Genomic DNA, 19,200 nt, shown 5'->3' with positions numbered 1-19,200 from the left:
ATTTACGCCTTGGTAATTTTGACCGGGCATTTTTTATAGTCGGTCTGTTTTGACAGCGGGTCTGTCGCATCCAGTACCAGCTTATTAATCAGGACTCTTGCGTCAAAGAAAGGCACAAATACCAGCCCCACCGGCGGTCTGTTCCGACCCCGGGTTTCCACCCGGCAACGCACCTCTCCGCGACGGGAAGCCATCAAAACTTCGTCACCCCGGCGTAAATTGCGCTTGCGGGCATCATCCGGATGTATGTAACACACCGCATCCGGAACCGCTTTATACAGCTCAGGAACACGCCGGGTCATGGTGCCGGTATGCCAGTGTTCCAGCACCCGGCCGGTGCAGAGCCACAAATCATATTCATCATCCGGCACTTCCGGCGGCTGCTCGTAAGGGGCAAAAATGATGTTCGCTTTGCCGTCTGGCTGACCGTAGAAATAGAAGCCTTTTCCTTCCGGTACATAAGGGTCAGAACCTTCGGCATACCGCCAGCGGGTTTCTTTCCCGTCCACCACAGGCCAGCGCAAACCACGGGCTTGATGATAAGCATCGTACGGTGCCAGATCATGACCATGTCCGCGACCAAAGCTGGCATATTCCTCGAACAAGCCCTTCTGCACATAAAAGCCCTGTGCTTTGGCATCGTCATTCAATGCCTGTGCCTGCGCTAATGGGAACTGATCCACCTGGCCGTTGCGGAATAACACGTCGTACATGGTTTTGCCTTTGTATTCCGGCATTTTCGCCAGCAGTGCATCGTCCCAGACTTCTTCGATTTTGAAACGCTTGCTGAACTCCATGATCTGCCACAGATCCGATTTGGCTTCACCGGGCGCTGCAACCTGTTGGTACCAGGCCTGCGTCCGTCGTTCTGCATTCCCGTAGGCCCCTTCTTTCTCAACCCACATGGCGGTTGGCAAAACCAGATCCGCCGACTGTGCGGTTGCGGTCGGATACGGGTCAGAGCAGACAATAAAGTTTTCCGGATTACGATAGCCGGGCAGCCGCTCCTGATTGATGTTCGGACCCGCCTGCATATTGTTATTACACATCACCCAATAAGCGTTCAGAACGCCGTCATGCAGCATGCGATCCTGCAACACCGCATGGAATCCGGGCTTTGGTGGGATCGTCCCTTCCGGCAGCTTCCAGATTTTTTCGGCGATGGCCCGGTGTTTCGGATTCATCACCACCAGATCGGCCGGTAAGCGATGCGCGAACGTGCCGACTTCACGAGCCGTTCCGCAGGCTGAAGGCTGGCCGGTCAGTGAAAACGGACTGTTCCCCGGTTGTGAAATCTTGCCGGTCAGCAGGTGAATGTTGTACACCAGATTATTCATCCACACGCCGCGGGTGTGCTGGTTCATCCCCATGGTCCACAGCGACATCACTTTCACCTTCGGATCGGCGTAATATTTTGCCAGCTCCAGCAGTTTGTCTTTCTCCACTCCAGACAACTCAACCGCTTTCTCCAGCGTGTACTCAGCCACAGAGGCTTTATATTCCTCGAAAGTCATCTCATGCATGGCACCGGAATTCGGATTCGCAGCCGCTTTCTGCAGCGGATCGTCATCACGCAGGCCATAGCCGATATCAGTATCCGCCCGTTTGAAATGGGTATGTTTGTTGACGAAATCCCAGTTCACCGCGTCATTTTCGATGATGTAGTTGGCGATAAAGTTTGCAATCGCCAGATCAGACTGCGGATGGAAGATCATGCCGTTATCCGCCAGTTCAAAAGAACGGTGATAGTACGTTGACAGCACATTGACCTTCACATGGGGATAGCTCAGACGTCTGTCGGTAATCCGAGTCCACAAAATCGGGTGCATCTCCGCCATGTTCGAGCCCCAGAGGACAAAGGCATCTGCGTGCTCAAAGTCGTCATAGCAGCCCATCGGCTCGTCCATATTGAACGCCCGCATGAAGCCCACCACAGCCGAAGCCATACAGTGACGTGCATTCGGGTCGATGTTATTGGAGCGGAAACCCGCCTTCATCATCTTCGAGGCTGCATAGCCTTCCATCACAGTCCACTGACCTGAACCAAACATCCCGACACTGGTTGGCCCTTTGGCTTTCAGAGCCGCTTTCCATTTCTCCGCCATGATATCGAAAGCCTGATCCCAGCTGATCGGCTGAAAATCGCCGTCTTTATGGTATTGGCCATCTTTCATACGCAGCAAAGGGGTGGTCAAACGGTCGGCGCCATACATGATTTTTGACAGGAAATAGCCTTTGATGCAGTTCAGGCCACGGTTGACTTCCGCTTCCGGATCGGCCTGGGTCGCAATCACCCGGCCCTGCTGTGTGCCCACCAGCACCGAACAGCCCGTTCCGCAGAATCGGCAAGGGGCTTTGTCCCAGTGGATCTTGGTTTCATCCGAGCTGACAATCAGGTTGGTTGCCGACGCCGGTAAGGTAATGCCGGCCACTGCGGCGGCCGAAGCTGCTGCGTTTGCTTTTACAAACGCCCGTCTGGTCATTTTCATGGTGTATCCTCAAAGTCAGGTCCTTGCTGCTCAACCTGGTGAAACACCAGAAAGGTCGTCAGCACATAATCAAATGCTTGAATGACATCAATAATGTCGGTCACTTCTCTGTGATTTGCGGTTTCCAGGACAACCACCAGCTTGCCTGCCGGGCTTTCACCGTATATTTCAGCTTGCGGTATGGCATTGATCCGGGTTTTCACCCGGGAAAGGCCTTCCGGTTTCACATGCACAACCAGGCTGGAAATATGGATCTCTCCGGAAGATGCCGACGGTGATTTCTGAAAACGCGATTCCGCGTCTTGTCTGAGTTGCTTCATCATCTGTTATTCCACCTGACTGTCTGGGTCATCGCTGTTTTTGTGATAGTTGTTTTTGTGATAGTTGTTTTTGTGATAGTTGTTTTTGTGATAGTTGTCTGAGTGATAGTTGTCTGAGTGATGATTGTCTGAGTAAATTTGAATCGCCTGAACGGGGCAAACGGAAACACAGGCCCCGCAGCCGGTACAGTCTGCAGCGCTGACCACAGGCTGAGCCACTTTGCCCTGCTGAAGTACAAAACGGATGGCCATCGGCTCACACTGCTCTGCGCATGACCGGCATTCCACACCGTTCAAGGCCAGACAGGTTTCTGAAATTTCAGCACGTACCTGCCAGGGCGCTTCTGTCTGCGGACGAAACAGTGGCTCCGGACACACCTGCGCACACTGATAGCAAAAGGTGCATTCTCCGCGCTGAAAATCGACTTGAGGAAAACCACCATCTCCCGAGACAATGATGTCTGTTTCACAGGCCTTCAGGCATGCCTGACAGCGTGTGCACTGTTCCGTGAACACGTCTTCATCGATCATCCAGGGAAGCCGGGGAGCTTGCGGTGCATTGCGCCGCCTCAGCCAGAAACGTCGCGCTAAATCAGCCATAAATTCATCACAGCGGTTGCTTTGTTTTGCCTGACCCGGGGGATGCAAAACATATTGGTCAAAGTATAGACACAGTTTAATGAGGGTTATTGAGAGCAGAATATACCTCGAAGGGGGTAATTCGGGGGTAAGCTTGTTTGAGATCAAGAAAGTGCACTGTTAGCCTTCACAAAAGGTCACACATCAGCGACAACAGAACGTCTTTATTCAGCGCAAGGGAGCCGGGGTGTACTCAAAGACCAACCTGAAAGCCGTCGGGACGAAAAACGGCAGCGTTACCGGGGTCATTGCCCGGGTGATGCTCGCGATTGTGCTCCTGTCACTTCTGACAACGGGTGCCACTATGCTGGCCGTCAATGCCAGCCGTTATGATGCAGAAATGGTCAATCTGGCCGGGTCACTCCGAATGCAGAGTTACCGGCTTGCTTTTCAGCTGGCCCAAAACGGCAACGCCAGCAAAGCCGATATTGCCCATTTCAGCCAGACCCTGAACGCCCCGGCCATGGCCTCTCTGAGAAGTCTGACGACACCCGAGGAACTGCTGCAAAGCTATCAGAACCTGCTGGATGACTGGCGGCGGATCAGTCCCCAGCTCACGGAGACAAACCCGGGCTATTTCATCCATCAGGTGCCTGAATTTGTCGATCGCATTGATCACTTCGTCTATGAAATCCAGGCTTTTTCTCAGCAAAAGCTACACATCATGGCGATGATTTCAGGTCTGGGACTGGGACTCATTCTGATGCTGGCTCTCTTTGCCATTCATTACAGCCGCCGCCGTATTGTGCCGCCATTACAGAGCCTGCTTGCTGCCAGCCAGCAAGTGCAAGCCCGTCATTTCTCGGTCCGGGTCGATGAAAACAGCCAGAATGAGCTGGGAACCCTGGCACGGGCTTTTAATCATATGGCGCAGGAGCTGGGCCAGAGTTACCGGGCACTGGAAACCACCGTCGAGGAAAAAACCCATCGCCTGAAAGAAGCCAACAATGCGCTGAAAACCCTGTATGACTGCGCACAGCTCCTGTCGGTGAACCGAATTCAGGCCCGTCATTTCAGTCAGATTCTTGACAGACTGATCCAGCTCGAAGGGTTTGCCGTCATCCGGCTGGTGGTTGAAGAAGGCCACGGGATCCGCACTGAATTTCAGGCGGGTATACCGGACGACAACCAAAGCTGGCATCAACATGCGCTCAAACAGGAAGATCAGCACTTGGGAACCCTCTGGTGGCAACACACCCTGCCCTGTCCGGACCCAGCCCTGATCATCAGTGTCGGTCATCTGCTCAGCCGGGCATTGTATGCCCATCAGACCCAGACTCAGAATGACCAGTTACTGCTGATGGAAGAAAGGGCCACCATTGCCCGTGAATTACATGACTCACTGGCACAGGCGCTGTCCTATCTGAAAATACAGCTGACACTGCTCAAACGCCAATTGGCGACATCCCCGGACACCGCCAATGGCATTGTCGACGACCTCGAACAGGGCCTGTCTCAGGCTTACCGTCAGCTCCGTGAGCTGCTGAACACCTTTCGTCTGTCCATCAAACCCGGCAAGCTCAGCGATGCTCTGAACGACATGCTGATCCCGCTGCGCAATCAGACTACAGCCACCATTCTGCTGCATAATCAGTTGCCCTCGCTGCAACTGACCGCGCCACAGCACATCCACCTGATTCAGCTCACCCGAGAGGCCGTGCTCAATGCCATCAAGCATGCCAGTGCAACGACAATTACAGTTGACTGCATCCCTCAGGGCAATCATGTTCTGGTCGAGATAAGTGATGATGGCCAGGGGTTCGACCCGGATCAGAGCAAGACCTCCCACTATGGGATGTCAATCATGAACGAGCGGGCCGAAAGTCTGGGCGGAAAACTGACCATTCTCAGCGCCGCCGGTCAGGGCTGCCGCGTTCAACTGAAATTTGCCTTACAAAATACAGGAACACCATGATGCATAACCCTCCAGCCCACCGAATCGTCATTGTGGACGATCACCCCCTGATGCGACGTGGCCTCAGTCAATTGCTGGAACTGGAACCAGACTTCGAGCTGGTTGGGGAAGCCAGCAACGGCTATCAGGCGCTGGATATTGCTCTTGAGCAAGCGCCGGACCTGATTTTGCTGGATCTCAACATGAAAGGGCTGTCCGGTCTCGACACCCTACGCGCGCTGCGCGAACAAGGCTGTCAGGCCATCGTCGTTATTCTCACGGTTTCCGATAACCCGAACGACATCCGGACTCTGATCAAAGCCGGCGCGGATGGTTACCTCCTGAAAGACACCGAGCCGGAGCAACTGCTGGTGCTGCTGCAAGAGGCGCTGACCGGGCAACAGGTGTTTAGTGAGCAGGTCAGGCAATATCTGGCAGACAGTGCTCAGGAAAACGATCCCCTTCAGGACCTGACCAGCAGAGAAAGAGAAATCCTTCATCTGGTTGCGCAGGGCAAGCGAAACAAAGACATTGCTGTGCTGCTTTTCATCTCGGAAGCGACCGTGAAAGTGCACATCAAAAGCTTGCTCAAAAAGCTGAATGTGGGATCCCGAACTGCAGCCACTGTGATTTATCTACAAACCCAGGACAAATAAACCACTTCCCAAACAATCTCCGGTGCTTGGGGGGAGACTGGCTTTACCATTGCGTCGTTCCCCCATTCCCGTTATAAAAGGGGCTTATTTGAAAAGAACTGCCATGCACAAAACAGGTTAGATTATGAGCACCATTGCCTACGGAATCAAAAACTGCGACACCATCAAAAAAATGAAGAAGTGGCTCGATGCCCAAGGGATTGATTACCGCTTCCACGACTACCGTGTCGACGGCCTGGATCGTAGTCTCCTCGAATCATTTGAAACCGAGCTGGGCTGGGAAGCCATGCTCAACAAACGCGGGACCACGTTCCGCCAGCTGAGCGATGAACAGAAAAACAATCTCGACCGTGAGCATGCACTGAGCCTGATGCTGGAATACCCGGCCATGATCAAACGCCCGCTACTGGTCCACAACAACACCTATCATCTGGGCTTCAAACCTGAACAATATCAGACCATTTTTGCCTGATTGCCCATATTTACTTTTCCCACACCTGCAGAATGAAGAAGGAAACACGGATGTCAGACAGCCCAGTGATCGCCCTGACCAAAGATCTTATCAGCCGAGCATCAGTCACCCCGGAAGACGAGGGGTGTCAGGATGTCATGATTGCCCGACTGGAAAAGCTGGGCTTTCAGATTGAAACCATGGTGTTTGAAGACACCACCAACCTCTGGGCTCGCCGGGGTACTGAAGCGCCACTGTTTGTTTTTGCCGGTCATACCGATGTCGTTCCAGCCGGCCCGGCAGAGCAATGGCATACGCCACCTTTCGAACCCACCATCATTGATGGCTATTTGCACGGCCGTGGTGCCGCAGATATGAAAGGCTCTCTGGCCTGTATGATCGTGTCCATTGAACGTTTTCTGGCCGAGCACCCGGACCATCAAGGCTCCATTGCCCTGCTGATCACTTCTGACGAAGAAGGGCCATTTATCAACGGCACCACTCGTGTCGTCGATACCCTCGAAGCCCGAAACGAAAAAATCGACATGTGTATTGTCGGTGAGCCCTCCAGTACCCATGAAGTGGGGGATGTGGTGAAAAATGGCCGTCGTGGTTCAATCACCGGCGATCTGGTTGTGAAAGGGGTTCAGGGGCATGTTGCCTACCCGCATCTGGCCGATAACCCAGTTCACAAAGCCATGCCTGCGCTGGCAGAGCTGGCAAGTACCGTCTGGGATCACGGCAACGACTATTTCCCACCGACCAGTTTCCAGATTGCCAATATGGCTGCAGGAACCGGTGCATCGAATGTCATTCCCGGAGAACTCAAAGTCCAGTTCAACCTGCGTTTCAGCACCGAGCTGACCAACGAAGATATTCAGCGCAAAGTGCATTCCGTGCTGGATGCTCATGGTCTGGAATACGATCTGGCCTGGACTTTCAATGGCCAGCCGTTCCTGACAGATAAAGGCACCCTGCTCAAAGCCGTCGTCAGCGCCATTGAAGAAGTGAACCACCAGCCGCCTGAATTGCTGACCACCGGTGGGACTTCCGATGGCCGCTTCATTGCCCGCACCGGCGCTCAGGTGGTTGAACTGGGGCCAGTGAATGCAACGATTCACAAGGTCAACGAGTGCGTCAAAATTGCCGATCTGGAGAAACTGACCGATATGTATCAGAAAGTACTGGAAAACATCCTGGTATGAGTCTCAAGCCGACCCGATTAACGCTGACACAACTCACTGGTTTAGATGAAAGTCATCTTTGCGAGTATCAGGGACGCCTGATCCATCATGATGTTGTCAATGCGCTGGCTGCCTTGCAAGAGGCAGCCGCTCAGGCAGGGTTTGACCTGACGCTGGCCAGTGCCTTTCGCTCTTTTGACCGCCAGTTGCTGATCTGGAACAACAAATTCAATGGCCTGCGCCCGATTCTGGACAGCAACAGCCAGCCGCTTGATCCGGCCGGTCTGTCAGAACTGGAGAAAATCCATGCCATCTTGCGCTGGTCTGCTCTGCCCGGTGCAAGCCGGCATCACTGGGGCACCGATCTGGATGTCTACGCCGCCAACTGCCTCCCCCCGGGAGAATCCCTTCAACTGGAACCCTGGGAATATCAGGGCGATGGACATCAGGCCAGATTCAACGACTGGCTGACCCAACATATGGGCCGTTTCGGGTTTTACCGCCCTTATGCCACTGATTTAGGCGGGGTCGCCATTGAGCCCTGGCACATCAGCTATTTTCCGCTCAGCCAGTCCTTCAGAAATCTGTTAACGCCAAGCCAGCTTGCCACAGTGATTACCGATCAACCTGTTGCAGGAAAATCGCATATTCTGGTAAACCTTGATACGCTTTATAGTAAGTACATCAACAACATCTGTGAGGTGTGATATGGACTGGCTTCTTAACCCCTGGGTCATTACCATCATCATCGTGAGTGTTGTGGTCAGTAATATTGCCGCCATTAAATATACGGCTCATATGAAATTTGGCCCGCATGACAAAACCAGTGAACTCCTGAAAAAGCAACAGGAAGTGGAAAATCTGACCCGCAAAGATCGCCACGCGGAAACAGAAGAAAAAAAATAGCCGGCTCAAAAGAAACCGGCTATTTCTGTTTTTATCGCGCAATCTTTAGCGGCGGCACAGATAATCTGCCTGACCCACCCACTTGTAACTGGTCAGCTCTTCCAGCCCCATCGGGCCACGGGCGTGCAATTTCTGTGTTGAAACCGCAACTTCAGCGCCCAGACCAAACTGTGCACCATCGGTAAAGCGCGTGGATGCATTCACGTAGACCGCAGCCGAACCTGCCGCATTGATGAAACGCTCCGCAGACATCAGATCATTGGTCAGAATTGCATCTGAATGGCTGGCGTTGTGCGCCTGCATATGCTGAATAGCCGCATCGACATCCGGGACGAGTTTCACCCCAAGCGTATAACTCAGCCATTCAGTATCAAAGTCACCTTCCTGCGCGGCACGTAACTGGTCGGCCTGACCTTTCAGCAATCCCAGTGCCTGCGCTTCGGCAACCAACGTAACTTTGTTCTGATTCATCCGTGCGGCCAGCATTGGCAGGAACTGAGCAGCAACCGCCTCATGAACCAGCAAAGTGTCCAGTGCATTACAGGCTGACGGGCGCTGAACTTTTGCGTTTTCCACCACGTCCAGTGCGCGTGCTAAATCCGCTGATTGATCCACAAAGGCATGGCTGATCCCAAAGCCACCGATAATGACGGGAATCGTGCTCTTTTCTTTACACATCTTGTGCAGACCTGCACCACCACGCGGTATGATCATATCGACATATTGATCCATCGTGAGCAGCTCAGACACCAGTTCACGATCAGGCTTGGCAATGTACTGCACCGCCGCTGCCGGTAAGCCGGCCTTTTCCAGTGCCTGTTGAATGACGCTCACCAGCGCCATGTTGGAGTGAAAGGTTTCACGACCGCCTCGCAAAATACTGGCGTTCCCGGTTTTCAGACAAAGCGCTGCAATATCAATGGTCACATTCGGACGTGCTTCATAGATCACCCCGACAACCCCCAGCGGAACCCGGCGGCGGCTCAGCCGCATGCCATTTTCCAGCACCCGGGAGTCCAGCTCAGCACCCACAGGATCTGGCAATCCAATCACGTTCCGAACATCGCCGGCAATCGCCGCCAGACGCGACTCATTCAGCATCAGGCGATCCAGTAAAGCTTCAGACATTCCGCCTTCCCGCGCGGCCGCCAGATCTTTTTCATTGGCAGCCAGGATCTCAGCCTGACGGGCTTCCAGTTCATCGGCGATAAAAGCCAGTGCCTGATTTTTCTGTGCTGTCGCCGTTGTCGCCAGTGTAAAAGCAGCCTGCTTCGCTGCTTGTCCCATTGCTTGCAATTCCACCCTGTTTCCCTCTCGGTCAGTATTATTCTGCTGATGTGTTATATGAGTACCAGATCGTCCCGATGAACAGCAACCGGACCATACTCATAGCCCAGCACTTTATGGATATCCTGACTGTGTTTCCCGGCAATCTTCGCGATATCCTGACTGGAATAACGGCTGATCCCACGGGCCAGTAAGATACCATCGGCACTGTAAATCCGGGCCACCTCACCACGTTCAAAGGTCCCTTTAACTTCGGTAATCCCTTTCGCCAGCAAACTGCTGCCACGCTGCGTCACCGCCGTCGCGGCACCGGCATCCACAATGATATCGCCAGCAGGTGGCGGCCCAGCGAGGATCCAGCGTTTCCGGCTCTCCAGTGGTGATTCCAGCGGCAGGAAGCGAGTGCCGACCTGCTCACCATTCACAATCCCGGCAATGACTTCAGGACGACTGCCCGCAGCAATAATCACCTCAATTCCAGCGCGGCGAGCCACATCTGCCGCCTGCAGCTTTGTCGCCATCCCACCAGTTCCCAGACCACCGACACTGCCACCCGCCAGCTTACGCAGGGTTTCATCGATGGTATGCACTTCCCTGATTAGCTCTGCATCTGGGTTACTGCGTGGATCCGCGGTAAACAGCCCGGGTTGGTCCGTCAGCAACAGCAGCTTATCGGCCCCCGCCAGAATCCCCACCAGCGCAGAAAGGTTGTCATTGTCGCCGACTTTAATTTCTGTCGTGGCGACCGCATCATTTTCATTCACCACCGGAATGATGTCGTTCTCAATCAATGCCAACAGCATATCGCGGGCATTCAGATAACGTTCTCTGTCGTTCAGATCAGCACGGGTCAGCAGCATCTGGCCAACATGCAGCCCATAAATACTAAACAGTTTTTCCCACTCCTGAATCAGACGACTCTGACCCACGGCTGCCAGTAATTGTTTACTGGCCATGGTTTTCGGCAATTCCGGGTAACCTAAATGCTCGCGACCTGCGGCAATGGCACCGGAGGTCACAATCACCACCTGATGACCCTGACGGCGAAGATGAGCACACTGTCGGACCAGTTCAACCATATGCGCACGGTCCAGTCTCAGTGTTCCCCCAGTCAGTACACTGGTTCCCAACTTCACAACGATCGTCTGTGTTGCAGCTTCCGCTGCATGATGAGCCTTGTGCTCACTTGTTTGTATTTTGTGATTGTCTGCCATGAAGAAAACTAAAGGATGCGGAAGAATGGCATTTGTTTTATCAACCCCGCCTCTAAAGCACAAGAAAAATGCGTCTAAGTCGACGCATTTTCTATTTTTTCAGGATTTCATCTGGAAATCAGGCTGAAACAGATAAAGTTGGTGCTGACAAATCCGGGGCGGGATGAATTGGAAGGGCGTATTCCTGCTCCAGTAAAGTACTGAGCTTCTGATAAAAATCTTCCAGCGTTTGCTGGACCGGCTCCAGATGTTTCGCAGGGACTTTATCTTCCAGCCAGTCCCCGTGAATATCATAGCGGCCGAAATAGTAATGATACTGAAACCCACCCTCACTTTGGGTCAGTTCCAGCCACCATCCCCAAAATTCCCGCTCTTCCGGTTCTTTTTTGGCATTAATACAACTGGCGAGGCAATCAAAGAAAAAATGCCCATCCGATGATTGTTGCTGACGCAGGTAAGGGCCAAGTGCGGTCAGTTTCGTCATCAAACGGCCATGGGAAGGAAAAGTGACTTGTGTTGGCATAGGTCCATCCTTAGTCTGGTATTCAACAAAAAGCGCCAAGGGTCTGACGACCCTTTTGTTTCCCCTTGCGCTTCCATTTAACACACAGCGACAGAGAAATGGCAACATTTTATTTACATTGTCAGACCAGATCATCGAGCCATTACAGCTTGTCCTTCAACCACTCGACAACTTGCGTCATGGCTCTGTGATAACCATCGTGAAGCGGTGCTGCCGGCAAACTGACTGCTTTGCCGCCCCGGCTGGATACGGCAATCAACTGATTATCAAGCTCAGGACTCACCGGGTCATCTTTCAGGTTCACACCCAGCATAGGAATATCAACTTTCCTGCGCCCGAGCAGGCCCTGTTGCTTCAGCGACCAAGCTGTCATATGAGCGACCAGACTCGCTTTCGACACGCCATTTTTCCCCAACCGTGAAGCAAACATATCCAGATACATGCGTGGCATACTGTTCAGTAACTTCGGCTGAGACAGAAAACTATGGATAATACCGCCAAGGCTGATGCAGGTTTTCAGCCGGGACGGCTCAATAAATCCAAGCCGGATTGCCGCATTCCCGCCGAAACGAATCCCGAGCATCGCCACCCGATGGTGATCAACCCAGGGCACATCCCTGACCTGTTGCAACAATGCCTGATGGAGCTGGCTGGTGTCCTCTGTCAGCGACCATGCAGCGCTATGACCCACCGATGGCATATCCAGCGTAATCATGGCATAGCCCGCCGGTCCCAGATATTGCTGGTACAGCGGCCAGAGTTCCGTCTGGAGTGTATCCAGCCCACCACTGACAATGACGGTGGGTAACAGTTGATCCGTCCGTGGTAAGTGAATAAAGGCCTGGAATTTTTTGCCCTGATACGCCACATCAATTGTTTTGACCTGATGCGGCATCAGCTCCATGGCATCTTTATAAGTGATGGTTGCCTGTAGCTCCGCCTGTGCAGCGAGTTCATCCCCTTTCAGATGTGGGTAAGCTGCGATACTGTAGTGCGTACTGGCTTTCAGCATGATCTCGGCCGCTTTTTCTCTGTCGCCACGCTCCAGATGTTCGCGGCTGGCCCGCTGATATTGGCTGCCCAGTTGTGACCACTCGTAGACCCAGTTTCCAGGCTTGTATCCGATGACGGTGTCTAACAGTTCATCATTGGTCCGCTTCGCTTTCGCACCGGCAATTCGGGAAAATATCCCTTCCATCTCAATGGGATCGACCCCTTGCCAAATCCAGAGTGGACGACGCAATACCCGATACCATCCGGTCACCGTATCGCCATCAAGCGCATTATGGACTTCGGATGCTGAGGCATGGGCCAACCGGACCAGGCTGGAAGTTTCCCTGGTCGTTTGACGCGGTGCAAACAGTTTTTCTGACAGGTTCACCTTGGAAGGCTCAGACACAATTGACTCCTGCGTGTAGAAGGTTCATAACCCGTTTAACATTCAATCAGGCTTCATTGTATATGTTTTCGGGATAATTACCCCAAACACGACACACAAAAAAGGAGCCTGAAGGCTCCTTTTGGTATTTTTCCAACTGGGCTGAATGATCAACGCTTTGAAATCGGCTCAACAAAAGCAACACCCATATCCCATGGCTGTTCAATCCAGGTATCTTGCTCGATATCAACGACATAGTCATCAACCAGATGTTTACCGGCTGGTTTGGCACAAACGGTCACAAATTTTGCTTTCGGGTACATCGCACGAATCATTTCCGCGGTACCGCCCGTATCAACCAAATCATCAACAATGATAAACCCTTCACCATCACCATCGACTTTCTTCAACACCTTCATGTCACGCTGGTGATCATGATCGTAGCTGGAAATACAAACGGTATCGACATAACGAATGCCCAGTTCACGGGCAAGAATCGCAGCTGGCACCAGGCCACCACGGCTCACAGCAATAATCCCCTGCCACTGATCCGCCGGCAGCAGTTTTTCTGCCAGTTGGCGTGTGTAGCTTTGCATGTTATCCCATGTGATGACGAACTTTTTAGCCATATCCGATGAACCTCTAAATCAGCGAATCAATACCGCTGGTCAGTAAAACAAATTATAAAAAGACAATTTTAGCGGTGAACAGTGCGGCGATCACCCAAACACTGATATTCACATCGCGGCCTTTACCACTGAGCAATTTCACGGCCGCATAAGTAATAAAGCCCAGCGCAATCCCTTCCGCAATGGAGTATGTTAACGGCATGAGCAGGCAAACCACAACTACAGGTGCAGCTTCTGTTAAGTCACGCCAGTCGATCCCCGCCAGACCAGACACCATCAAAATCGCAACATAGAACAGCGCACCAGCGGTCGCATAAGCCGGCACCATGCCTGCCAGAGGCGCAAAAAACAGCGCCAGCAGGAACATGATCCCCACAGTCACCGCAGTCAGACCGGTACGGCCCCCCGCAGCCACTCCGGCCACGCTTTCAACATAAGACGTCGTATTAGACGTTCCCAGCAGCGCACCAACAGAAGTGGCTGTGCTGTCAGCCAGCAAGGCTCGGCCCAGGCGAGGCATTCTGCCATCTTTATCAACCATGCCCGCTTTCGTTGTTGCGCCCACCAGAGTTCCAGCCGTGTCAAACAGATCAACAAACAGGAACGCAAATACAATCGAGAGCAGCCCAACATCCATCGCGCCGCTAATATCTAATTGCATAAATGTTGGTGCAATACTTGGGGGCGCAGACACAATCCCATTGTACTGAACATCACCAAAGAGAATGCCCAAACCCGTAATGATCAGGATCGCCACCAGCACGGCCCCTTTCATCCCACGGTGAACCAGCGCAATCGTCAGCATAAAGCCCAGCGCAGCCATCGCCGCCGGAAAACTGGTTAAATCCCCAACATGCACTAAGGTTGCCGGGTTATCCACCACAATCCCTGCGCTTTGCAGCGCAATAAATGCCAGAAATAATCCGATCCCTGCGGTGATCCCTGTTCTCAAGGACAGGGGAATCGCATGGATTAACCACTCCCGAACTTTCAACAGGCTCAAGGCGATAAAACATAAACCGGAGAAGAACACTGCGGCCAAAGCAACCTGCCAGGTGTGCCCCATGCCAAGAACGACAGAATAAGTAAAGAAAGCATTCAAACCCATTCCAGGCGCCTGAGCGACCGGATAATTGGCGACCAGCCCCATCATAAAACAGCCGATCATCGCCGCCAGACAGGTCGCCACAAACACAGCACCTTTATCCATCCCCGTTGCAGACAACATCGAAGGGTTGACAAAAATGATGTATGCCATGGTCAGAAAGGTCGTTACCCCTGCCAGCACTTCAGTACGAACATTTGTACCGTTTTCTTCTAACTTAAACAGTTTCTCAAGCATTGTTCTCTGGTCCTTGGAGAAATGTGTCTGTGAGTACTGAAACGCACAAATTTGATACCACAAAGGGAAACGTTTGCGTCACAGTCATTTTTGGGGGGCGATTATAGGCTTATCAGTAATAAATTACCACACTCATGAAGAATAGACGTCTGACAGCAAATAATGCGTGAAAATTCCTCACCAACAAATCACAAGAATAAAAATACCTTTAAAATCATAACATTGTAGCAGCATCGGCATGTTCAAAGTTTGAGCGAAATAATGTTTAACTTTGAAGGCAAACGCTTCAATCAGAAAAAAGAGTGTCAGCTTTGGCAAGCTGAGACAGATGTAATCGTATACATCCCTTTTTCCCTAAATATCAGAAGATGACTGAGTTCATGAAACGCAATGAATAAAACGCAGACATAAAAAAACGCCACCCATGCCTGGGTGGCGCCAAAACTAATCTCACTGGCGAGCGGAACAATGACCATTGCTACCAAACCGCTGTATTCAGTCTTGAAAGTTAGGGGGTGAATATCATCTCACATCGCCGCAGCGCTGTGAGTGAATGAGGTTAAATGCCAAATACAAATATCATCTGGCAGTCGGTTACTTAGTAACCAAAAGCACTTGGGTAGTTGAAAGAACCACCGAAAATGCCTTTCTTGTTCCAAAATTTAGCTGTGGATTCATATACTTTCATGACAACGACTTCCTCAATTACTTATGCTGCTTCGAGGTTGCAAACGAAGCAGAGCTGATTGATCTCGGTTCCCTGGAGTCCACGCACATACCTTTCCCTGTGCTGACTATCGTTCTTGCAACTTGGTCACAGGATAACCAAAAGGTAATTTAATTACAATATTAATTTTAACTAGATCACACTTTTTCTGGATCAAGGCCGCAAAACTCATTTTATTGAAAGTATGTTTCTTACAGGAAAAGTGCTCATCAATGCAAAAAATAAAGAAATGAGACTAAAGTTGCATATATAGTCGCCGAATAAGAATACAACATAGCTCATGAACATTTGCCATGAGTGCAAACAAGGAAGGTAGCGCTATGACAATACTCCATCACCTACGCTCTTTATCAATCAGCAGCCGACTGTACTTACTTGGCTTGATCATCACACTCCTCACACTTTTTCCGCTGATGACGTTTGTTTCCGGTTATCAGGATTCACTTTTAGAGCAAAAGCGAGATAAGACACGGAACCTGGTCGAAAGTGCGCATAGCCTGCTGACCTTCTACTATCAGCAGGAAAATACTGGGAAGCTGAACCGTGAAGCAGCGCAGCAACTCGCCAGACAGGCGATCGCCAGCCTGCGATATGAAAAGAATGACTACTTCTGGATCAACGACAGCCATCCCCGCATGATCATGCACCCCTTTAAACCGGAGCTCGATGGTCAAGATCTGTCTCAGTTTCAGGATCCGATTGGTAACAAACTCTTCGTCAATATGGCTGAAATTGTTCAGCGCCAGGGAGAAGGCTTTGTTGACTATCAATGGGAAAAACCCGGCCATGCCCAACCCGTCGACAAAATTTCTTTCGTGAAAGGTTTCAGCCCCTGGGGATGGATCATCGGCTCGGGGATTTACGTCGATGATGTCGAAGCTCAGTTTTATGCAGAGCTGAAGCGCCTTGGCCTGATTATTGGCGGATCTTTGATCCTGATGCTCATTCTGGCCAGAGCCATCGGTCGGACCATTACGGCCCCCTGCGAATCGACCCTGAGAGCTATGCAGGATATCTCCCGGGGTGAGGGGGATCTGACCCGCCGCCTGCCCGTTCAGGGAAACGATGAATTGAGTCACATTGCCACAGCCTATAACCAGTTTGCCGATAAGATCAGTGAAATGCTGAGAGCCATCGCGCCCGTCAGTGAACACATCAGTGCAGCTGCCAGCCAACTCAATGTCGTCGCCAGTACCACGGCAGAAAGTGCCGGTCAGGCGCATCAAGGCGTCGATTCCGTTGCATCCGCTATGACTGAGCTGCATTCAAGTAACGAGGAAGTCGCCCGCGCTGCAACGAATGCCGCTGACGCCGCCATGGAAGCACAAACACACAGCGATCAGGGGCTGAACGTGGTCTCACGATCCAGTGATGAAATGCGTGCCCTGCTGGCACTGCTGGACGAAACCAATGACAGCGCCAAAGCACTGGCTGAAGATTCTGAAACCATTGGCGCGGTACTGGATGTCATCCGCAATATTGCCGAGCAAACGAACTTACTGGCCCTGAACGCCGCAATTGAAGCAGCAAGGGCGGGTGAACAGGGCCGAGGGTTTGCCGTGGTTGCCGACGAAGTCCGCACCCTGGCGACCCGAACCCAAAGCAGTACCAATGAGATTGAAACGATTATCACCCGGTTGCAAAACCGCTCTGCAAATGTCAGTCAGGCACTCATTCAGACCCGGGAACAGTCCATCAGTACTGTCGAACATTCAGAAGAAGTCGCTCAGGCACTGGCAGCCATCAGTCAGCAAATCAACACCATCCGCGATTTAAACCAGCATATTGCAGATGCCAGTCAACAACAGACCAATGCCACCGAAGCGATCAATGTGAGCCTGGCTGATTTGAGTGAACACAGCCATAACCATGTCGCTCAGGGAGAACAAATTGCCGCATCTAGTGAGCAGTTACTCTCCAGTGGCCGCCATCTGAACGAACAGATCTCTCAGTTCAAAATTTAGGAAAAATGGCAAGCCCCCTTCAGCTGTTGTAAGATATTCAACTGCCTGTTCTGGAAATAAACCGAAGGATAGCCCAGAACAGGCAGCATGAATGACAGTTTATTAGGGAGAGTTCCGTGTCTGAAATCAGCCAACTTTCGCCACAAAACGTGTGGCAATTCTTTGATCAAATCTGCGCCATCCCCCATCCATCCAAGCATGAAGAAGCGCTGGCCCAGCACATCATTCGTTTTGCTGAAAGCGAAGGTCTGGCAGTTCGTCGTGATGCGACAGGGAACGTCTTCATTAAAAAACCGGCTACACCGGGCATGGAAAACCGGAAAGGTGTTGTGTTGCAGGCACACATAGACATGGTGCCACAGAAAAATGAAGACACCGATCATGATTTCGCCATTGATCCAATCCAACCTTACGTTGATGGAGAGTGGGTCACCGCGAAAGGCACCACCCTGGGTGCAGATAATGGGATTGGGATGGCAACCTGCCTGGCCGTCCTGGCTTCAAAAGAGATTGAGCATGGCCCACTTGAAGTCTTGCTGACCATTGATGAAGAAGCTGGTATGACAGGCGCATTTGGTCTGGAAGAAGGCTGGCTGGAAGGCGACATTCTGCTGAACACCGATTCCGAGCAGGAAGGTGAGATTTACATGGGGTGTGCCGGTGGTGTCGACGCCGAGCTGACTTTGTCGATTGACCGTGAAGCAGTTCCTGCGGGTCATACTGCCGTCAAACTGGTAATTAAGGGCCTGAAAGGCGGTCACTCCGGTTGTGATATCCATACTGGCCGCGCGAATGCAAACAAGCTGCTGGGCCGATTCCTGTTCGCTCATGCTGAAGCACTCGGCCTGCGTGTCAGCAGCCTGACCGGCGGCACACTGCGTAACGCAATTCCGCGAGAAGCATTTGCGATTGCCACACTACCGGCTGAAAAAGCAGATGCGCTACATACCTGTTTTGCCACATTCCAGCAAACCCTGCATGAAGAGCTGGGCAAAGTTGAAACCAGTATCCAGCTGTCTGTCGACAGTGCTGAGATGCCGTCTGATGTATTGGCTGTCAACAGCCAGCAACGCCTGATGGCACTCATCAACGCCTGCCCGAATGGCGTCGTGCGGATGAGTGACGACATCCCGGGAGTCGTGGAAACCTCGCTGAACCTGGGCGTCATCACCACAGATTCCGATCACATCACCCTGCTTTGCCTGATCCGCTCCCTGATTGATTCCGGACGCATTGATGTGGAACACACGCTACTGGCACTGACACAACTGGCAGGCGCACAGTGTGAATTTTCTGGTGCTTACCCTGGCTGGAAACCAGATCCAAGCTCTGAAGTCATGCACCTGTTCCGCGAAACCTATAAAGATATCTACGGAAATACGCCGAATATCATGGTGATCCACGCAGGTCTGGAATGCGGACTGTTCAAAGAACCGTATCCGAACATGGATATGATTTCTTTTGGCCCAACCATTAAGTTCCCGCATTCACCTGACGAGAAAGTGAATATTGAGACCGTTGGGCTGTTCTGGGAGCAAATGGTTGCGATTCTGAAGCAAATTCCGGTGAAGTGATCTTCTCGGGTTTCACGAACATC

At 52.0% G+C, this 19,200-nt stretch carries 17 protein-coding genes; 8 read left to right on the top strand and 9 right to left on the bottom strand.

Annotated features, from left to right (window positions below; translation table 11 throughout):
- Nucleotides 1-2: 2 nt before the first annotated feature.
- From napA to napF, 3 genes are read right to left on the bottom strand one after another with little or no spacing between them, the layout of a single operon-like run.
- Nucleotides 3-2,489 carry a periplasmic nitrate reductase subunit alpha gene (gene napA, locus EA58_RS01970; RefSeq protein ID WP_036748371.1) on the bottom strand — a complete coding sequence of 829 codons (2,487 nt, stop codon included), beginning with the start codon at nucleotides 2,487-2,489 and terminating at the stop codon, nucleotides 3-5.
- Complete coding sequence (locus tag EA58_RS01965) at nucleotides 2,486-2,812, bottom strand: chaperone NapD (RefSeq protein WP_235199528.1); 327 nt, start codon at nucleotides 2,810-2,812, stop codon at nucleotides 2,486-2,488. The genes napA and EA58_RS01965 overlap by 4 nt, the downstream gene beginning before the upstream one ends.
- A gap of 3 nt (nucleotides 2,813-2,815) precedes the next feature.
- On the bottom strand, nucleotides 2,816-3,409 hold the full coding sequence (napF, locus tag EA58_RS01960) for a ferredoxin-type protein NapF (protein ID WP_081819528.1): 594 nt from the start codon (nucleotides 3,407-3,409) through the stop codon (nucleotides 2,816-2,818).
- 226 nt (nucleotides 3,410-3,635) lie between these two features.
- Here napF and narQ point away from each other — a divergent pair, with 226 nt between their 5' ends.
- The 6 genes from narQ (at nucleotide 3,636) to EA58_RS01930 (ending at nucleotide 8,539) form a co-directional block, all read left to right on the top strand.
- A complete protein-coding gene (gene narQ, locus EA58_RS01955; protein ID WP_051641846.1) occupies nucleotides 3,636-5,363 on the top strand; it encodes a nitrate/nitrite two-component system sensor histidine kinase NarQ in 1,728 nt (575 codons plus the stop codon).
- Entirely contained in the window at nucleotides 5,360-5,998 is a 639-nt protein-coding gene (locus EA58_RS01950) for a response regulator (protein ID WP_235199527.1), read from the top strand. The genes narQ and EA58_RS01950 overlap by 4 nt, the downstream gene beginning before the upstream one ends.
- Nucleotides 5,999-6,122: 124 nt before the next feature.
- On the top strand, nucleotides 6,123-6,470 hold the full coding sequence (locus EA58_RS01945) for an ArsC family reductase (RefSeq protein ID WP_036748367.1): 348 nt from the start codon (nucleotides 6,123-6,125) through the stop codon (nucleotides 6,468-6,470).
- Nucleotides 6,471-6,520: 50 nt separating this feature from the next.
- Nucleotides 6,521-7,654, top strand: a complete 1,134-nt coding sequence (gene dapE / locus EA58_RS01940) for a succinyl-diaminopimelate desuccinylase (protein WP_036748366.1) — start codon at nucleotides 6,521-6,523, stop codon at nucleotides 7,652-7,654.
- Nucleotides 7,651-8,340: a M15 family metallopeptidase gene (locus EA58_RS01935; RefSeq protein WP_036748364.1), complete on the top strand. Its 690-nt coding sequence runs from the start codon at nucleotides 7,651-7,653 to the stop codon at nucleotides 8,338-8,340. Before dapE ends, EA58_RS01935 begins: the two co-directional genes overlap by 4 nt.
- A gap of 1 nt (nucleotide 8,341) precedes the next feature.
- Nucleotides 8,342-8,539, top strand: a complete 198-nt coding sequence (locus EA58_RS01930) for a DUF2897 family protein (RefSeq protein WP_036748363.1) — start codon at nucleotides 8,342-8,344, stop codon at nucleotides 8,537-8,539.
- A gap of 45 nt (nucleotides 8,540-8,584) precedes the next feature.
- On the opposite strand, the gene EA58_RS01925 is transcribed toward EA58_RS01930, so the two are convergent.
- The 6 genes from EA58_RS01925 to EA58_RS01900 all read right to left on the bottom strand — a co-directional run bounded on the left by EA58_RS01925 (nucleotide 8,585) and on the right by EA58_RS01900 (nucleotide 14,912).
- The gene (locus EA58_RS01925; protein WP_268748938.1) at nucleotides 8,585-9,883 is read right to left on the bottom strand and encodes a glutamate-5-semialdehyde dehydrogenase; all 1,299 of its coding nucleotides are present in this window, start codon (nucleotides 9,881-9,883) and stop codon (nucleotides 8,585-8,587) included.
- Complete coding sequence (proB, locus tag EA58_RS01920) at nucleotides 9,880-11,067, bottom strand: glutamate 5-kinase (RefSeq protein WP_412177933.1); 1,188 nt, start codon at nucleotides 11,065-11,067, stop codon at nucleotides 9,880-9,882. Before proB ends, EA58_RS01925 begins: the two co-directional genes overlap by 4 nt.
- Nucleotides 11,068-11,158: 91 nt before the next feature.
- Nucleotides 11,159-11,563 carry a sigma factor-binding protein Crl gene (crl, locus tag EA58_RS01915; RefSeq protein ID WP_036748354.1) on the bottom strand — a complete coding sequence of 135 codons (405 nt, stop codon included), beginning with the start codon at nucleotides 11,561-11,563 and terminating at the stop codon, nucleotides 11,159-11,161.
- Between the two features lie 142 nt (nucleotides 11,564-11,705).
- Complete coding sequence (gene frsA / locus EA58_RS01910) at nucleotides 11,706-12,962, bottom strand: esterase FrsA (protein ID WP_036748352.1); 1,257 nt, start codon at nucleotides 12,960-12,962, stop codon at nucleotides 11,706-11,708.
- A 149-nt stretch (nucleotides 12,963-13,111) separates the two neighbouring features.
- Entirely contained in the window at nucleotides 13,112-13,570 is a 459-nt protein-coding gene (gpt, locus tag EA58_RS01905) for a xanthine phosphoribosyltransferase (protein ID WP_036748349.1), read from the bottom strand.
- Nucleotides 13,571-13,622: 52 nt separating this feature from the next.
- Nucleotides 13,623-14,912, bottom strand: a complete 1,290-nt coding sequence (locus EA58_RS01900; protein WP_036748346.1) for an NCS2 family permease — start codon at nucleotides 14,910-14,912, stop codon at nucleotides 13,623-13,625.
- A gap of 1,047 nt (nucleotides 14,913-15,959) precedes the next feature.
- Here EA58_RS01900 and EA58_RS01890 point away from each other — a divergent pair.
- Nucleotides 15,960-17,603, top strand: coding sequence for a methyl-accepting chemotaxis protein (locus EA58_RS01890; RefSeq protein WP_036748341.1), 1,644 nt, complete (start codon nucleotides 15,960-15,962; stop codon nucleotides 17,601-17,603).
- Between the two features lie 116 nt (nucleotides 17,604-17,719).
- Complete coding sequence (locus EA58_RS01885) at nucleotides 17,720-19,177, top strand: aminoacyl-histidine dipeptidase (protein ID WP_036748339.1); 1,458 nt, start codon at nucleotides 17,720-17,722, stop codon at nucleotides 19,175-19,177.
- Nucleotides 19,178-19,200: the final 23 nt, after the last annotated feature.

The organism is Photobacterium galatheae (assembly GCF_000695255.1).
Lineage (GTDB): Bacteria > Pseudomonadota > Gammaproteobacteria > Enterobacterales > Vibrionaceae > Photobacterium > Photobacterium galatheae.
The sequence above is the reverse complement of the archived record's forward strand: the minus strand, read 5'-3'. Positions and strand labels throughout refer to the sequence as shown.